The 15592-nt window shown below is 38.2% G+C and carries 15 protein-coding genes, 1 tRNA gene and 1 riboswitch; of the genes, 5 read left to right on the top strand and 11 right to left on the bottom strand.

Annotated elements, in window-relative coordinates; translation table 11 throughout:
* Positions 1-434 precede the first annotated feature (434 nt).
* The 3 genes from ACORJQ_RS05770 (at position 435) to ACORJQ_RS05760 (ending at position 2132) form a co-directional block, all read left to right on the top strand.
* Positions 435-644 (top strand): hypothetical protein, encoded by a 210-nt coding sequence (locus ACORJQ_RS05770; RefSeq protein WP_321326807.1) that lies wholly within the window; start codon positions 435-437, stop codon positions 642-644.
* Positions 619-1425 carry a hypothetical protein gene (locus ACORJQ_RS05765; RefSeq protein ID WP_321326805.1) on the top strand — a complete coding sequence of 269 codons (807 nt, stop codon included), beginning with the start codon at positions 619-621 and terminating at the stop codon, positions 1423-1425. The genes ACORJQ_RS05770 and ACORJQ_RS05765 overlap by 26 nt, the downstream gene beginning before the upstream one ends.
* Before the next feature lie 149 nt (positions 1426-1574).
* Positions 1575-2132 (top strand): hypothetical protein, encoded by a 558-nt coding sequence (locus ACORJQ_RS05760; RefSeq protein WP_321326804.1) that lies wholly within the window; start codon positions 1575-1577, stop codon positions 2130-2132.
* 272 nt (positions 2133-2404) lie between these two features.
* Here the strand turns inward: ACORJQ_RS05760 and ACORJQ_RS05755 are convergent, their stop codons facing one another.
* The gene (locus tag ACORJQ_RS05755; RefSeq protein WP_321326803.1) at positions 2405-3103 is read right to left on the bottom strand and encodes an endonuclease; all 699 of its coding nucleotides are present in this window, start codon (positions 3101-3103) and stop codon (positions 2405-2407) included.
* Between the two features lie 424 nt (positions 3104-3527).
* On the opposite strand from ACORJQ_RS05755, the gene ACORJQ_RS05750 reads away from it, so the two are divergent.
* Positions 3528-3842: a hypothetical protein gene (locus tag ACORJQ_RS05750; protein WP_321326801.1), complete on the top strand. Its 315-nt coding sequence runs from the start codon at positions 3528-3530 to the stop codon at positions 3840-3842.
* Between the two features lie 242 nt (positions 3843-4084).
* On the opposite strand, the gene ACORJQ_RS05745 is transcribed toward ACORJQ_RS05750, so the two are convergent.
* From ACORJQ_RS05745 to ACORJQ_RS05700, 10 genes are all read right to left on the bottom strand, one after another.
* Positions 4085-4161, bottom strand: a tRNA-Pro gene (locus ACORJQ_RS05745).
* Between the two features lie 192 nt (positions 4162-4353).
* Positions 4354-4755, bottom strand: coding sequence for a MerR family transcriptional regulator (locus tag ACORJQ_RS05740; protein WP_321326800.1), 402 nt, complete (start codon positions 4753-4755; stop codon positions 4354-4356).
* Entirely contained in the window at positions 4748-5035 is a 288-nt protein-coding gene (locus ACORJQ_RS05735; RefSeq protein WP_040728109.1) for an integration host factor subunit alpha, read from the bottom strand. The genes ACORJQ_RS05740 and ACORJQ_RS05735 overlap by 8 nt, the downstream gene beginning before the upstream one ends.
* A 48-nt stretch (positions 5036-5083) precedes the next feature.
* Positions 5084-7474 (bottom strand): phenylalanine--tRNA ligase subunit beta, encoded by a 2391-nt coding sequence (gene pheT / locus ACORJQ_RS05730; protein WP_321326798.1) that lies wholly within the window; start codon positions 7472-7474, stop codon positions 5084-5086.
* Between the two features lie 72 nt (positions 7475-7546).
* Entirely contained in the window at positions 7547-8545 is a 999-nt protein-coding gene (gene pheS / locus ACORJQ_RS05725) for a phenylalanine--tRNA ligase subunit alpha (protein ID WP_321326796.1), read from the bottom strand.
* A 192-nt stretch (positions 8546-8737) separates the two neighbouring features.
* Entirely contained in the window at positions 8738-9094 is a 357-nt protein-coding gene (gene rplT, locus ACORJQ_RS05720; RefSeq protein ID WP_040728104.1) for a 50S ribosomal protein L20, read from the bottom strand.
* Positions 9095-9110: 16 nt separating this feature from the next.
* Positions 9111-9308, bottom strand: a complete 198-nt coding sequence (gene rpmI / locus ACORJQ_RS05715) for a 50S ribosomal protein L35 (protein ID WP_081696406.1) — start codon at positions 9306-9308, stop codon at positions 9111-9113.
* A gap of 193 nt (positions 9309-9501) precedes the next feature.
* A complete protein-coding gene (gene infC / locus ACORJQ_RS05710; protein WP_321326848.1) occupies positions 9502-10065 on the bottom strand; it encodes a translation initiation factor IF-3 in 564 nt (187 codons plus the stop codon).
* Positions 10066-10134: 69 nt separating this feature from the next.
* A complete protein-coding gene (thrS, locus tag ACORJQ_RS05705; RefSeq protein WP_321326791.1) occupies positions 10135-12069 on the bottom strand; it encodes a threonine--tRNA ligase in 1935 nt (644 codons plus the stop codon).
* Positions 12070-12282: 213 nt separating this feature from the next.
* On the bottom strand, positions 12283-13158 hold the full coding sequence (locus tag ACORJQ_RS05700; RefSeq protein WP_321326789.1) for an HDOD domain-containing protein: 876 nt from the start codon (positions 13156-13158) through the stop codon (positions 12283-12285).
* A gap of 146 nt (positions 13159-13304) precedes the next feature.
* Positions 13305-13413, top strand: a riboswitch (TPP riboswitch).
* 97 nt (positions 13414-13510) lie between these two features.
* Here ACORJQ_RS05700 and ACORJQ_RS05695 point away from each other — a divergent pair.
* Complete coding sequence (locus ACORJQ_RS05695; RefSeq protein WP_321326787.1) at positions 13511-15550, top strand: TonB-dependent receptor; 2040 nt, start codon at positions 13511-13513, stop codon at positions 15548-15550.
* Positions 15551-15592: the final 42 nt, after the last annotated feature.

Below are 15592 nucleotides of genomic sequence, written 5' to 3'. Positions count from 1 at the left end.
CCTCAGCGACCTAGAGACTATCACCCTGACACCCATGGCTAAACCTGGTAAAGACCTATTAGAACAGTATGAACAATGTGGGCATACATGTGTCGAAGTCTCGGGGCTTTTCTTTAGGTTAGCCTCTACAGAACAGGTAAACCTATAAGCCAATATAAGCCTCACCATGGGGCTTGTTGAGTGAAACCTAGGCATTCACCTGCAATAAATAAAAGACCACTCAAAGGCTATTTAATGCCTTAATTTAACCATTCTGTAACCTATTGATATTACTCCATGTTTTTAACCCCCCCCTATGGAATAAAAGAAAATCCATTCCACGGAATAAAACACTCCCTATAGAGGAAAAGAAGTGCAACCTTGAGGGATGACCCTCACCCATGAGCATCTTCTTGCCTTAGTTAAACCTAACCAAAACTAACTACGGAGTAACCATGAAAAATGAAGACTTTAAGGTCTTTCGCACTATTGGCTTACCTTTACCTATCTTTGATAAATTCAAAGACATACAGAGAGCCTATAGCGACCAAGGCCAAACATTAGATAACTCTCAAGTTATCACTAAGTTAATAACCAATGCACACAAACAAATGAATGAAACTGTAAGAGGAGAAAACCATGACAACTGCCAAGAAAAACACTAATAAAACTGAGATTACAGTCGGTTATGAATTTACTACAGCCCAAGGATGCAATGCCTCTGTCATAGAAGACAATGGTTCAAGAAATCTGGTTATCAAGTTTACAGAAACAGGAAATACAAAAACAGTCCCAAGATCTAGCGTTAAAACAGGAAGAATAAAAAACCCAATGAAGCCTTATGTCGAAGGTATTGGATACATTGGTGTAGGAAAGTATAAAGAAGGAACAACAGCCTATAAAAAATGGGCAGCAATGCTAAGCCGCTGTTATGGAAAAGAAATGAAGAATGCATATATAGACGTAACAGTTTGTAAAGAATGGCGGAACTACCAAAATTTCGCTAAGTGGTTTCATGAGGAGAGTAACTATCAAGATGGTTGGCAACTAGACAAGGACATCTTGTCAAGAGGCCAAAGGATATACAGCCCTAATACATGTTTATTTGTTCCCAAAGGGGTAAACATTAGTTATGGCAAAGACCCTACTAAAGCCACTCTTCCAAAAAGAAACAGAATAAAAAGTCTAACTGGAAAAACGAGGGTGATTTACAAGGGACAAACTCTTGGAACGAACGATGATGAATTAGCCAACATCAACCTACGTCTTTGCAAACTAGAAGATACTTTTAATCTACTGTTTAAAATAGGTGATAAACACCCATTGACACTCCAAGCACTAGAAAGCTTAGAAAATCAAATACGGCAACTTGATGCAGACTATATTGAAGCAGACTCTAAAATCTTTCTAGAAAAGACAAACGAAACCAATAGTAATCAAAAGTAGTTACCCCTCCCTAGCACTACTTCACCTTTTCCACTGAACCAGTACACCTAAACTAAACCTAATCTAACTAATACCGTACAGCGATAAATCCTGAGATTAAACCCTCTGGGAGGCTTTGCTGTGCCTGTAAGAAAATGAGGCCTTTTAAAGTGAACACTCAAAAATTAAACAATTCCTTAAAACCAGAACGCAAACACACCGATTTAAATAGATTTGACCCACGAAAAATCACACTAAAGACAAGACCACCTTCCTGGATAAACAGGAAAAAGATAGCAACACTACCCGAAGATGACGAAGACTTAGAGTTACTTGAAGGTTACTTTGAAAAAGTCATCGCAGAAGATGGCGACGAATGTGTGACAGAGCAAGAAATACCTGCTTTTACTGACTCAAGAATTAAGGTTCTAGAAAACCCACTCGCAGGAAGACACCTCTATTCTGAAGCAGAAGACATAATACAAGGTGCTGTTCAATCTTATAGGGCTGAATCAAAAAACCTAACAGAGCTGGTATCTGCTAAAAAAATCTTAAATCTATACAAGGGTCTTCCTTACTTTACTTCTAGCTTAATCATGAAGGTTATTGGTGTTAACAAAAGACAAGCTCAATACTACATGACGGTATTAAGCACCTGTAACCTGTTAATCCAAAAGACCAAAAATAGCCTTCTTCAATCTAACGCAACAGATATAAAGGTAACCTAATGTAAACACCATAGGAGATAGAATAGACAACAAAAAGGACAATCTTAGGGGCTTATACCTACTTATTTATCATAAAAGATAAGTCTTAAGACCACCTAAGGTTACCTATAGGTTATACCTATTCAATGGTGTATCCTAGTTTGTTTAGCCCCTATTAAAGTTTAATCATAATAAGATTACTATTAGAGACCTTAATAATTAGGTGTATGTCTAATCAAGACTTAATAGAAAATAAAGTTATTTCCCAAGAACTTACTTCTTTAACTCTAACCCTATCTCCCTTGTACCTTAAAAACCCTACTCATCCTTTCTTGTTCTTCCGAACTAACAGGGTCTTCCATATCCCATTTCTTAAATAACTCTAACTGACGCTTACTGTAAGTCACACCATAAGTCTTACCCATATAGAACCCTATTCTGGCAATATCACCACGAATAGATTTATCAGGTATAGCCACACGACTTGTTATCCTAAACACCTTACCATTACCTCTGTAGGTATGCTCTTTAGTTCCACTAACAGCCTCTGCATAGGGTTTATTTGAGCGTTCACCATTAAGTTGACCAACAGCAGGCACTAGATTCATTAGGTCATTATGAGCATTACGGTAATCGATATCGTTAGCCTGGCAGTATTTTCTTGCGTTCTCACCTAAGGCTTTTGCCTTTGTGTAGCACTCACGATACTTACCATTTATCTTATACATCCAACTCGCAGGAATAATGTGTTCAGCTTCGGTTCTTGACGCTCTCTTAAGGTGTTTCTTAGGGAAGCTGTTTTGAAGACCACAAGACTCAAGGTCTACCTTCTTCTTCGACCATGAACAATTGGTATAAAAGGTCAACCCTGAGTTGCCTTCGACTTTCTTATAAAGATTAGATTTAGCCTTAGAGAAACTTGAGGCTATCTGAGCATTAGCCGAACAACTAAAGACTAACGCTAGACATACAAGAAATAAGCTTTTAATCATTATATTTCAGACTTTCCTTCATCAGCCTTATGGCATGTACATGATGGGCTTGTAGTTCCATCACAACAAGTTGTTCTTCCGTTAGAGCAGCCACAAACACCTTGATGCCATGAGCAACACCCTCTTTGAGCTAATTGCTCTTTTGTAGCTCCATCAGCCTTTAAAGCGTTGCACTTATCGGACTGCTCAGTATTGTTTGAGGGCTTGAATAGCTCATTAGATTGAGTGGTGTTTGCACTTATGTTAAAAGACAATAAGGTTATAAATACTATAGATAAAATATGTTTCATTGTTGTTCTCCAAGAACTAGCTTTAAAGTAAGCAAAAATAAGTAGAACAAAAAACTAGCTTATTGTAAAGTTTATAAGTATTTACCTATGAGCCTCACCTTAATAAAGTTAAATAAATTAAAAGCCACCTCATTATGAAAACCTATGAAGAACTCAAAGACTTTCTTAAGTCCAAAACTAAACTAAGAATGAGTCACGTATACAAACCCGTATTCTTGTTAACTCTTCTTGAAAAAAAGGGGCATGCTACTAAGCAAGATATAGCTGAGAGTTTTGCTCTAAGAGATTCAGATTTAGTTAAACACTATAAAACTAATGTAGTTCATCAGATGCCTGGAAAAAGACTCATTAGAGATGGTCTTGTTGAGAAAACTAAAGATGGTTACAAATTGACAGAAGCTTTTGATGCTCTAACTGACTCTCAATTAGCGGAAGTGAAGCGGCTCTAAACGGATACAGTAAAGCAGGACAAAACCTCACATTGAAGAATACCTTTAAACGCCTAGAACCCTTATAAATAAAGGGATTAAGCACACCTAAGGGTAGTACCTTGGGTGTCCGCAATGGACAGTATAGAGGACACTAAATAAACAAGAGGATAAATAATGATAAAACCTAGTTACAACCTAGTTACATACAAAATATGCAATTAACATAAAACATTGAAAAATAAAGGTTTTTATTTATAAATTGGTCGGAATGACAGGATTTGAACCTGCGACCACCACACCCCCAGTGTGGTGCGCTACCAAGCTGCGCTACATTCCGATTTAGATGTGTACCTATTAAAACTTCCCTAAAGCATGAATAAATACATTAGGCAGTTATTAACATTAAATAATGTTGTTAGGTAATATTAAGATTGGGAGATTCTACCAATTTACCCTATGCTCACAAGGCTGTATGGTCACAGGGCATACATACCAGGCCTGGTAAAGTTGAATAGCTATTTAAATAAATCTATTGAAAACGCTTATTTATATAGCTTCTAAACTCTGCTAGCTCACTTTTCATTTGCTGAAGTAGTTCGACTGTGTTTTTTTGGTCGCTATTCAAGCTCGTCGTATCCGATACATCAATCTCTCTTTTTGATAGACGGGATTTTGCACCAGGGATTGTAAAACCTTGATCTTGTAATAGGCTTTTAATTTCTAACACCAATACAACATCATTTTTTTGATAATAACGACGACCACGACGCTTACTGGGTTCAAGTTGCGGAAAAACTTGCTCCCAGTAACGCAGTACATGTGATTTCAGCTGGCAAATATCAGCCACTTCACCAATGGTAAAGTATTTTTTATCTGGCAACTCAATTTCAAGTTGCTCAGCAAATTGACTGTTTTTTTTGGGTTTAGCCATTGTTATCTATTTGCGCACGTAGTTTCTGACCAGGCTTAAATGTTACCACTCTTCGTGCAGAAATTGGAACATCTTCTCCTGTTCTTGGGTTTCTTCCTGGACGTGGAGCTTTATCACGTAGTTCAAAGTTCCCAAAACCAGATAGTTTAATCTGTTCACCAGATACTAATACATCACTAATTTCATCATAAAATTGTTCAACTAACTCTTTAGATTCACGCTTATTAAAGCCAAACGTGTCGGCTAGATCTTGTGCAATATCTGCTTTAGTCAATGTCATAGGGTTTTCCTAATTTTAGTTTAGTTCTTCTATTATTACTTCTTTAAATTAACGAAGCTCTGCATTTGCCGATTTTTTAGCCGATGCCAAAATTTCATTAATTAATGTTTCGACTTCTTCATCCTGAAGAGTGCGCTCTTGATGTTGTATTTTTAACGTAATTGCCACACTTTTTTGTGTCTCTTCAATACCTTGACCACGATAGATATCAAAGATTTCTACGGACTGTAAAATATCAGAATCTACCGCAATTACGGCATCAATTAACTTTTGAACAGGCAAGCTTTCTTCTACCACAAATGCTAAATCACGCTGTGTTTCAGGGAATTTAGAAATAGGCTGTGCACATGGTACATTCATTGTCATCAAGGCATCTTGACGAATTTGGAACATATATACCGTTCCGCTTACCCCCATTGTTTTAACAAGCTGAGGATGTAACTGCCCCATCACACCAATCTCTTGGCCATCCTTTATTAAAGAGGCGGATTGACCTGGATGTAAAGCTGAATTATTACAAGGTTCAAAACGTACACTATTAAGTTGATGACTCATACTTAATAAGTTTTCAACATCGCCTTTCAAGTCATAGAAATCAACGTTGCGTGAATCAGAATCCCAGCCAGATTTTTTTGCCGAACCGACAATAGCCCCTGCAAACATTGGGATTTGAGTCGCACCCGTTGGATCTTGATCGTTTTTGTAAAAAACCAATCCAGTTTCAAATAAACGCACACGTGTCTGCTGACGATTTTGGTTATAAGCCATCGTCTGAAGTAATCCAGGAAACAAAGTAGTTCGCATCGCTTTCATATCATCTGAAATAGGGTTTTTAAGCAATACATAAGGCAACTCAGGAGCAATCGCATGTTGCTTATCTTCAGCAACAAAACTATAAGTTACAACCTCACTATAACCACGCTGAACTAAGGCATCTTTAAGTGCACTTAAAGATTGTTCTGATTCATCTAATTCATTTAGAGTCATTGGCGCCATAACAGGAGTTTCTGGTAAATTGTTATAACCATAAACACGACCAATTTCTTCAATCAAATCCATTTCAATAGCCATATCAAAACGGAATGAAGGAGCTGTTACAGTCCACCCCTTATCATTAGATTCGATGGTAAAACCTAAACCTTTAAAGATTTGTTCAACCTGTTCATCTGCAACGTCTACACCTAAACGGCTTGCAATGGTTTCACGGCGTAATTCTATGACTGCGATTTCTGGTAAGCTTTCTTGAGAAACAATGGCTTCAAATGCACTAACTTTACCACCAGCAATTTCTGTAAATAGCTGCAATGCACGGTTCAAAGCACGTTCTGGCAACATAGGATCAACACCACGTTCAAAACGCATTGATGAATCTGTATGCAAACCGTACTGACGTGCTTTACCAGTAATGGCTAAACGTGAAAAATGAGCACATTCAAAGAAGATCTTACTCGTAGTATCAGTAACAGAAGTTGGTAAACCTCCCATAATACCTGCAAGAGCAATAGCCCCACTGTCATCGGCAATAACTAAAGTATCATCAGCTAAGGTAATTTCTTTTTCATCAAGCGTAGTTAAACACTCGCCAGCTTTAGCCATGCGAACTTCAACATTACCTTGTAATTTATCTTGGTCAAATGCGTGCATTGGTTGACCTAGCTCTAAAAGAACATAATTGGTAATATCAACCACTAGACTTAGAGAACGTAAACCTGAGCGTTGCAGCTTTTGCACCATCCAAGCTGGCGTGCTCGCGTTGGTATCAAAATCTGTTACCACACAGCCTAAATATTTAGGACAAGCTTGTGGTTCATTAACCACAACTTTTTGACTACAAGCACTTGAACCAGCCATATTTTGATCTTCAAACGGCTGAGTTAGCTCAGCACCACTAATAGCATGAACATCACGAGCCAACCCTAAAACACTGAAGCAATCAGCACGGTTAGGGGTTAAATCAACATCAATAGAACTATCGTCTAAATCCAGGTATTCACGGATATCCATACCTATTGGTGCATCAGCAGGTAAAACATGTAAACCATCTACACCGTCATCAGGTAAACCTAGTTCAGAAGCACCGCACAGCATACCATTTGAAGGTACACCACGTAATTTGGCTTTTTTAATTTTAAAGTCGCCAGGCAATACAGCACCAACCATTGCACAACAGGCTTTCATTCCTGCAACAACATTCTTTGCACCACAAACAATCTGCACTGGCTCTTCTTCGCCAACATCTACTTGAGTAACATTTAATTTGTCTGCATCTGGGTGTTTTTCAACTGACAGCACATGACCAACAACCACGTTGGTGAATTGACCTGCTACTGGCTCAATATCATCAACTTCCAGGCCTGCTAAACTTAATTCTTCAGATAATGTATTGGTATCCCAGTTAGGATTTGTCCATTCTCTTAACCAATTTTCACTAAATTTCATATTTTATTCTCTATACCTAATTTACCCTATGCTCACAAGGCTTTATAGCCACAGGACATGCCAGGCCTGGTGTTATTTAAATTGCTGTAAAAAACGAAGATCGTTTTCAAAGAATTGACGTAAATCTTTTACGTTATAACGAAGCATCGCTAAACGTTCAACACCTAAACCAAATGCCAAACCAGTATATTCGTCAGGATCAATACCCACGTTTTTCAAAACATTTGGATGAACCATTCCACAACCCAATACTTCAATCCAACGTCCATCACCAAATAAATCGGTAGCAATATCTACCTCGGCAGAAGGCTCTGTAAATGGAAAATAAGAAGGTCTAAAGCGGGTTTTTAAGTTTTCATCTTCAAAAAACTGACGTAAAAATTCAATTAATAAAGCACGTAACTGAGCAAAGCTGGCGTTTTTCTCAATAATCAAACCTTCCACTTGATGAAACATTGGGGTATGCGTTTGGTCAGAGTCACAACGGTAAACACGGCCAGGAGCAATAATACGCAAAGGCGGTTTTTTGTTTTCCATCGTACGAATCTGTACACCAGAAGTATGCGTTCTTAAAACCGTATTCTCATTAATATAGAAAGTATCATGCATTGCACGAGCTGGATGCGTTTCAGGAATATTTAACGCTTCAAAATTATGCCAATCGTCTTCAATCTCTGGCCCTGTCTCAACATCAAAACCGGCATTAGAAAAGAGAGTTTCAATGCGGGCTAATGTTCGGGTAACAGGATGTAAGCTTCCAACGTCAGCATCACGACCAGGAAGGGTAATATCAATCGTTTCTTCTGCAAGCTTTTGAGCCAACTTAGCATCATCAAGTTCTTTCTTTTTGGCATTTAACAAGCTTTGTACTACTTGTTTTGCCTCGTTAATCACCTGACCTGCTTTCGGGCGTTCTTCTGCAGAAAGCTTACCTAAGGTTTTCATCAGTTCAGTAAAGTCGCCTTTTTTACCCAGGAACTGAACCCTTAGCTCGTCTAATTTAGATAAATCCGTTACTTCAGCAACCGCTGCTTGCGCTTGTGAAACAATATTTTGAAGTCGTTCTTGCATTAATTAATGTCCTAAACGGTATTTTATAGTTTGAAATAGTTATGAAACAGTTCACTTTACCTACTTTAGTGTTGGTCAGTGAAATCTTGCATCGCTATTTTTTTCTAACTGCTAAATACATAGCATTTCGAATAAAAAAAATAGGGGACCAAAGTCCCCTATTTAAAAACTAGGTCACCCTAGTAACACTATTTACGCTAAAGCAGCTTTTGCTTTTTCAGCGATAGCTGTGAATGCTGCTGCATCATGAACAGCGATGTCAGCAAGAACCTTACGGTCAACTGCAACACCAGCTTTGTTCAATCCGTTAATGAAACGGCTATATGTCATATCGTTCATACGAGCTGCTGCGTTAATACGCGCAATCCATAAACGACGGAACTGACGTTTCTTAGTACGACGGTCGCGGTATGCATACTGACCCGCTTTAATTACTGCTTGTTTAGCAACACGAAAAACTTTACTACGAGCTCCGTAATAACCTTTTGCTGCTTTTAATACTTTGTTGTGTCTACGGCGTGCGATGACACCTCTTTTAACTCTTGCCATTGTTTCAAATCTCCAATTAAGCGAACGGTAACATGCGGCGAACCATCGCTACATCGTGATCGTGAATCATACTTCCAGAACGAAGTTGACGCTTACGCTTAGTAGACTTCTTAGTCAAAATATGACGTAAGTGAGACTGTTTACATTTGAAACGACCTGAGCCAGTTTTCGAGAAGCGCTTTTTAGCACTACTATTTGTTTTCATCTTTGGCATTGAATGAAACTCCGCATTTAAGTGTTACTCAACAAATTGAGCCACTTTCAGTTTTTAAATTAAACCTAATAATTTAGGTTTATTCTCGGAACAACGAACAGCACTGAGGGAGCTGCACCAGAAACCTACTCATAATTAAACGAGCAAGCCCCAGCTGTTGTATTGCAATTAATTGCTTTAAAAAATATTAAAACTAATTAGCTTGCTTTTTCTTTGTTGGAGCGACCATCATTTGCATTTGACGACCTTCCATCTTAGGCATTTGTTCAACGGTAGCAACCTCTTGAATATCATCCCTAATACGTTCCAACATTTTAAGTCCCAGTTCCTTATGAGTGATTTCACGGCCACGGAACCATATAGTTACCTTGACGCGATCACCGTTATCTAGGAATTTCACCAGGTTGCGTAGTTTTACCTGATAATCTCCCTCCTCAGTTCCTGGGCGAAACTTAACCTCTTTAACCTGGACTTGCTTCTGCTTTTTCTTAGCTTCATGCTGCTTTTTTTGCTGCTGGTAAAGATATTTACCATAGTCCATGATCTTACAAACTGGAGGACTTGCTTTCGCAGTAATCTCAACCAAATCTAACCCAGCTTCTGCCGCTTGTGCTAATGCATCCTGAATGGATACAACACCCGCTTGTTCACCCTCTGCATCAATTAAGCGTACTTCTGGTGTAGCAGTAATTGCCTTGTTAATTCTATCTTTTGGTGCTTCTGGTTGTTGCGGTCTTCCACGACCACCTCTTCTGATTGCGATAGCAATATCCTCCAATTAATTAAATTCTTTTTTTTGCCTGTTATTAGCAGGCGTAACAAAATGCTAGTTTTGTGTTTCGACAACACGTCCTAAATTAGCAATATCGTTATTAAATAGTTCTACAAGTTGTTCAAAGCTAAATGAACCTAGATTTTGACCGTTTCTTGCACGAACATTTACACTGCCTTCTTCCATCTCTTGATCACCTACGACCAAAATATATGGAACACGTTGCATAGTGTGTTCGCGAATTTTAAACCCAACCTTCTCATTTCTCAAGTCCGAATCGACTCTAAACCCATGTTTTTTCAATTTTTTAGTCATTTCGACCACATATTCATTGTGGGTTTCAGAGATTGGTGCGATTACAGCTTGAACTGGAGCCAGCCAAGTTGGGAATCTTCCCTCATAGTGTTCAATCAAAATACCGACAAAACGCTCTAGAGATCCTAAGATTGCACGGTGAATCATCACTGGGTGATGTTTTTCGTTATCTTGACCAATATAAGTAGCATTTAAACGCTCTGCTTGAGTCATTGAGAAATCAAGCTGAATCGTTCCACACTGCCAAACACGACCAATACAGTCTTTCAATTGAAATTCAATTTTTGGACCGTAAAACGCACCTTCACCAGGCTGTAACTTATAATCTAAACCTGCATCTTTAAGCGTGTCTTCAAGGGCTGTTTCTGCTAAATCCCAAACTTCATCAGAACCTACACGCTGTTCTGGACGGGTTGAGAATTTAACTGCAATATTATCAAAACCAAAATCTGCATAGGTTTCAAATACTAAATCGATACAACCTTGCACCTCTTCCTTAATCTGTTCTTCTGTACAGAAAATATGAGCATCATCTTGAGTAAATGAACGAACTCGCATCAAACCATGTAATGTTCCAGATGGCTCATTACGATGCACAGTACCAAACTCAGCAATACGAATTGGCAAATCACGGTAACTAGTCAAGTGACGGTTATATACTTGAATATGCCCAGGACAGTTCATTGGCTTAACCGCATAATCACGGTTATCCGTTTCTGTAGTAAACATATTGTCTTTAAATTTATCCCAGTGCCCTGATTTCTCCCATAGAGATCGATCTAAAATCAATGGGGTACGAATCTCATCATAATCATTAGCAACCAACTGACCACGCATATACTCTTCCACAATGCGATATAAAGTCATTCCTTTTGGATGCCAAAAAGCCATACCTGGAGCTAAATCTTCAACGTGAAACAGGTCTAATGTTTTACCCAGTTTACGGTGATCACGTTTTTCTGCTTCTTCCATCATGTGTAAGTAATCTTTTAAAGATTGCTTATCAGGAAAGGCCACACCGTAAATACGCTGCAACATTTTATTGTCTGAATTACCACGCCAGTAAGCACCAGCAACATGCGTTAGTTTTAGTGCTTTTACAAAGCCCATGTTTGGCAAGTGAGGCCCAACACACATGTCGATATATTCTTCGTGAAAGTAAAAACCAAATTCTGTTTCGTTCGGTAAATCACGAATCAATTCTAATTTATAGTCTTCACCACGAGATTCAAATGTGGCTACAGCCTCTTCACGAGACAACATCTTTTTAACAACTGGGTATTTGGTTTTAGCCAATTCCAACATGCGTTTTTCGATTTTTTTCAAATCATCAGGCGTAATTTTATATTCCAAATCAATATCATAATAAAATCCATTGTCAATCACAGGTCCAATTGCCATTTTCACATCTGGATACAATTGTTTTAAGGCATGCCCCAATAAATGGGCACAAGAGTGGCGCATAATATGAACGCCCTCTTCATCTCGCATAGTGATAATTTCTAGGCTTGCATCTTCAGTAATTAAATCACTTGCATCCTTTAGCTTACCATTCACACGTCCCGCTACCGTAGCCTTTGCCAGTCCCGTACCAATAGTTTCAGCCACTTGCATAACTGAAATAGCGTCGTCGAACTGTTTAGTAGAACCATCTGGTAACGTAATGATTGGCATTGATTTAGTCTCTTATTTTTGAAATTTACATAGTTTGAAAATTAAGCCCGCTATTTTAGCACTTTCTAATACACTTTATCTAGAATTTACATCAACATATCTTAATTATTTCTAGAGCCAATAATCTATGTAAAAAAAATTACCAGGCCTGGTAATTTTTTGTTGCAAAGTGAAGTATGTTAAAAACACAGGCGATATTGAACCTAACCGAGCTTACATTCCCATTTTATCGGCTTCTGCCAAGCCAAGCTGGGATATTTCATCGTACGTTTCAATACTCATATCAAAAAAAGCTAAGGCTTCTATAAGTTTTGCGGGAGGGTTTTCTATGTCACCTTCTAAAATATCTGCTATACCGTTATCAAAACCTAATCTGAATACAGCATGTTCAGCCAAAAATGTTAAATAAGCAAAAGGCTGAAAACGAGGGTCTGCTTTCTCTGGATTGTGGTGAAACGCCACCCCCATTAACACCTCATTTGGGAACGTCCATTCTTGTAATAATCGAGCACTCATTAATGCATGGTAAGTACCAAACATTTTGTTTTCAGCCTGTGGCAATTTGGAGATATCAAAATCTGTTTCTTTAATAACTTCCAAATATTTATCTCTATCCTCAGTGGCGAGTAAATACACACCAATATCACGCATGAGACCAGCTAAAAAGGCTTCACCTGCATCTAACTTTAAATATTGAGCTAACTTTTGAGCAATTAATGCCGATAAAAATGCGTGTTTAAGGAAATGTGTATCGCTAAAGGGAGGTTTGCGTTTAAAAGAAGTTTGATAATTAATGAGATGTGCCATCAATCTCATCTCTTTTAAACCAATCATTGTCACAGCATCTGATAAATCAGTTACTTTGCTACCCGACATATATTTTGCACTATTTGCCATCTCAATTAAGCCAGCAACTAGACGCGGATCCTGTGCAACTAGCTGAGTGATATCCTGCATAGGCAAATCTTCATTTTCAGTTAATGCTTGCTCTAACCTCATAAGTGCATCAGGAAAATGGGGTAAATCATCTAAAGATTTAAGACGTTGCATAATCTCTTTGCTAATATTTGGTTTTGTACTCTCAGACATTTACTGACCCTTTTATAAAATTTTACTTATGTAAATCACATCTACACCTAAGCATTCAGTTGATTTCCATTTTATACAAATTTACTGTACAATCCGCAAAAAATTTAAACCAAATATTCGACTCATTAAGGATTAATTATAAAACCTTAATTTGCCAGGGGTGGTCATTTACGACCTGAGATTTCTAAGTTACTGAAAGACCCTTTGAACCTGATCCAGATAATACTGGCGTAGGAAAGGCACTATCTAGTCAAAAAGATCATCATTGAGTTTGCTCAAGCATTTTGAGCAGGCTAGTTTTATCTTTTCTCGTCTATATCTACTTGTCTTTTCTTGCCCATAAGGAAAGTGCATGACCAACAAACTTAAGCCTATCACCTTGGCTATTTTCGCCTCATTATCAAGCAATCCCTCTTTTGCAGACGAACTCAAACCTGTTGTTATCAGTGCAGACTTGCGTGAAGCAAGCAAGCAAGACATACCTGCCAGTGTTGACGTAAAAACCCAAGCAGATCTGCAAGACCAAGGTGCAATTGAATTTGATGACGTCCTTTTAAAAACGCCTAACGTAAACTTTTCGGGTCAAAGCTCACATGCTCGTCACATTCAAATACGTGGTATTGGACAACGAGATGAGTACACTGGTGCACCAAATTCAAGCGTTGGCTTTTCAGTTGATGATATGGATTTTAGCGGCATTGGTATGGCTGCCAATCTATTTGATGTAAAACAAGTTGAAGTATTACGCGGCCCACAAAACACACGTTATGGCCAAAGCGCGATTGGTGGTTTAATTCATATTGAATCAAACAATCCTACGCCATACCAAGAAAGCATGGCTGAAACTAGCTTGGGACAAGATAACCTAAAAGAAATTGGGTTTATGACTAGTGGACCTGTTAGCTCTAAAGAGGACGCAACTCAATACCGTTTCTCACTGTTTAAACACAACAGTGACGGTTTTAGAGACAATAAGACTCTAAACAGAACCGACACCAATGGACGTGATGAACTAACCTTACGAGGAAAGTTACGCTTCTTCCCTGATTCCGATACTACCGTTGATGTATCAATATTACATGCAGACTTAAATAATGGTTATGACGCTTGGTCAAGAGATAATACATTTACTACGTTAAGTGACCAACCAGGTAAAGACACTCAACTTTCTAATGGCGGCTCTGTAAAGCTAGTATCTAAAGCAAATCCAAACTTTACCTTAACAAGCAAAACCAGTATGGTTATTTCAGATATGCGTTATAGCTATGATGAAGACTGGACAGCCAATTCATATGGTACCTACTCAAACACCAAAAGTCGTAACACCTATAGTCAAGAAGTAAGACTTACGTCTAATGAAAGCTCTAAAATTAATGGAAATACCGATTGGCTAATTGGTGTTTATGCTTCAAAACTAGATGAAAAAAACAAGACTGAATATTACGGCACATCTAGCAGTGACTTCAGCATGACCAAATTAGCTGGCTTTGGCCAACTTGATTATGCCATGTCTTCAAAAGCAACCATTAGTGCTAGCTTACGTCTAGAAAATGATAATAGCAGCTTTTCAAATAATGCAAATGAAGACTATTCACCAAATGAGACTCTTTGGGGAGCCAGCTTAACTTATCGCTATATTTATAATCCAACATATACAGCCTATGCTGGAGTAACACGTGGATATAAAGCTGGTGGCTTTAATGCAGGCCAACCTGCTGGAACACCAGATAAATACTTAAGCTATGACGCCGAAACACTGATGAATTATGAAATTGGATTAAATTCTAATTTCCAAAAATACAAGCTTACAACCAATATAACGGCCTTCTACATGGATCGCCACAACCCTCAAATAGATGGCTATAGCTATGATCCAAACAGTGGTACTAACTGGGTGTTTTATACAGAAAACTTTGATACAGCATCTAATTATGGACTTGAAGCCGACTTTAATTGGCAGGCAACAAACGCCTTTAATTTTTACGGAAGCGTTGGCTTACTACAAACCAATGTATCTGGAACACCATTAAATACTGGATTCGATGTTAGTAATCGAGAGCTTGCTCATGCTCCTAACTATCAGTTAAATATCGGTGCTAAGTACCGTTCAAATAATGGATTTTATGCTCAAACAGATATCACTGCGGTTGATAAATTTTATTTTGATACCACCCATTCAGCAGAATCTAAACCATACCATTTAATCAATGCTCGTATAGGGTATGAAAATAAAGATTACGAAATTTATCTTTGGGCAAAAAACATTACTGATGAAAAATATGCCACTCGTGGATACTATTTCGACTTTAACGCACCGTATACAAATCCTTCAGAATATTACCGTTTAGGCGACCCGCGTCAAATCGGTGTTACAGGAAGAGTTTATTTTTAATAAAGACAACGGGCTCTAATGAGCCCCTTTTTTGGAGCTTAC

Origin of the sequence: Thiomicrorhabdus sp., from assembly GCF_963662555.1 — a bacterium.
In the GTDB taxonomy this organism is placed as follows: Bacteria; Pseudomonadota; Gammaproteobacteria; order Thiomicrospirales; family Thiomicrospiraceae; genus Thiomicrorhabdus.
The sequence above is the reverse complement of the archived record's forward strand: the minus strand, read 5'-3'. Positions and strand labels throughout refer to the sequence as shown.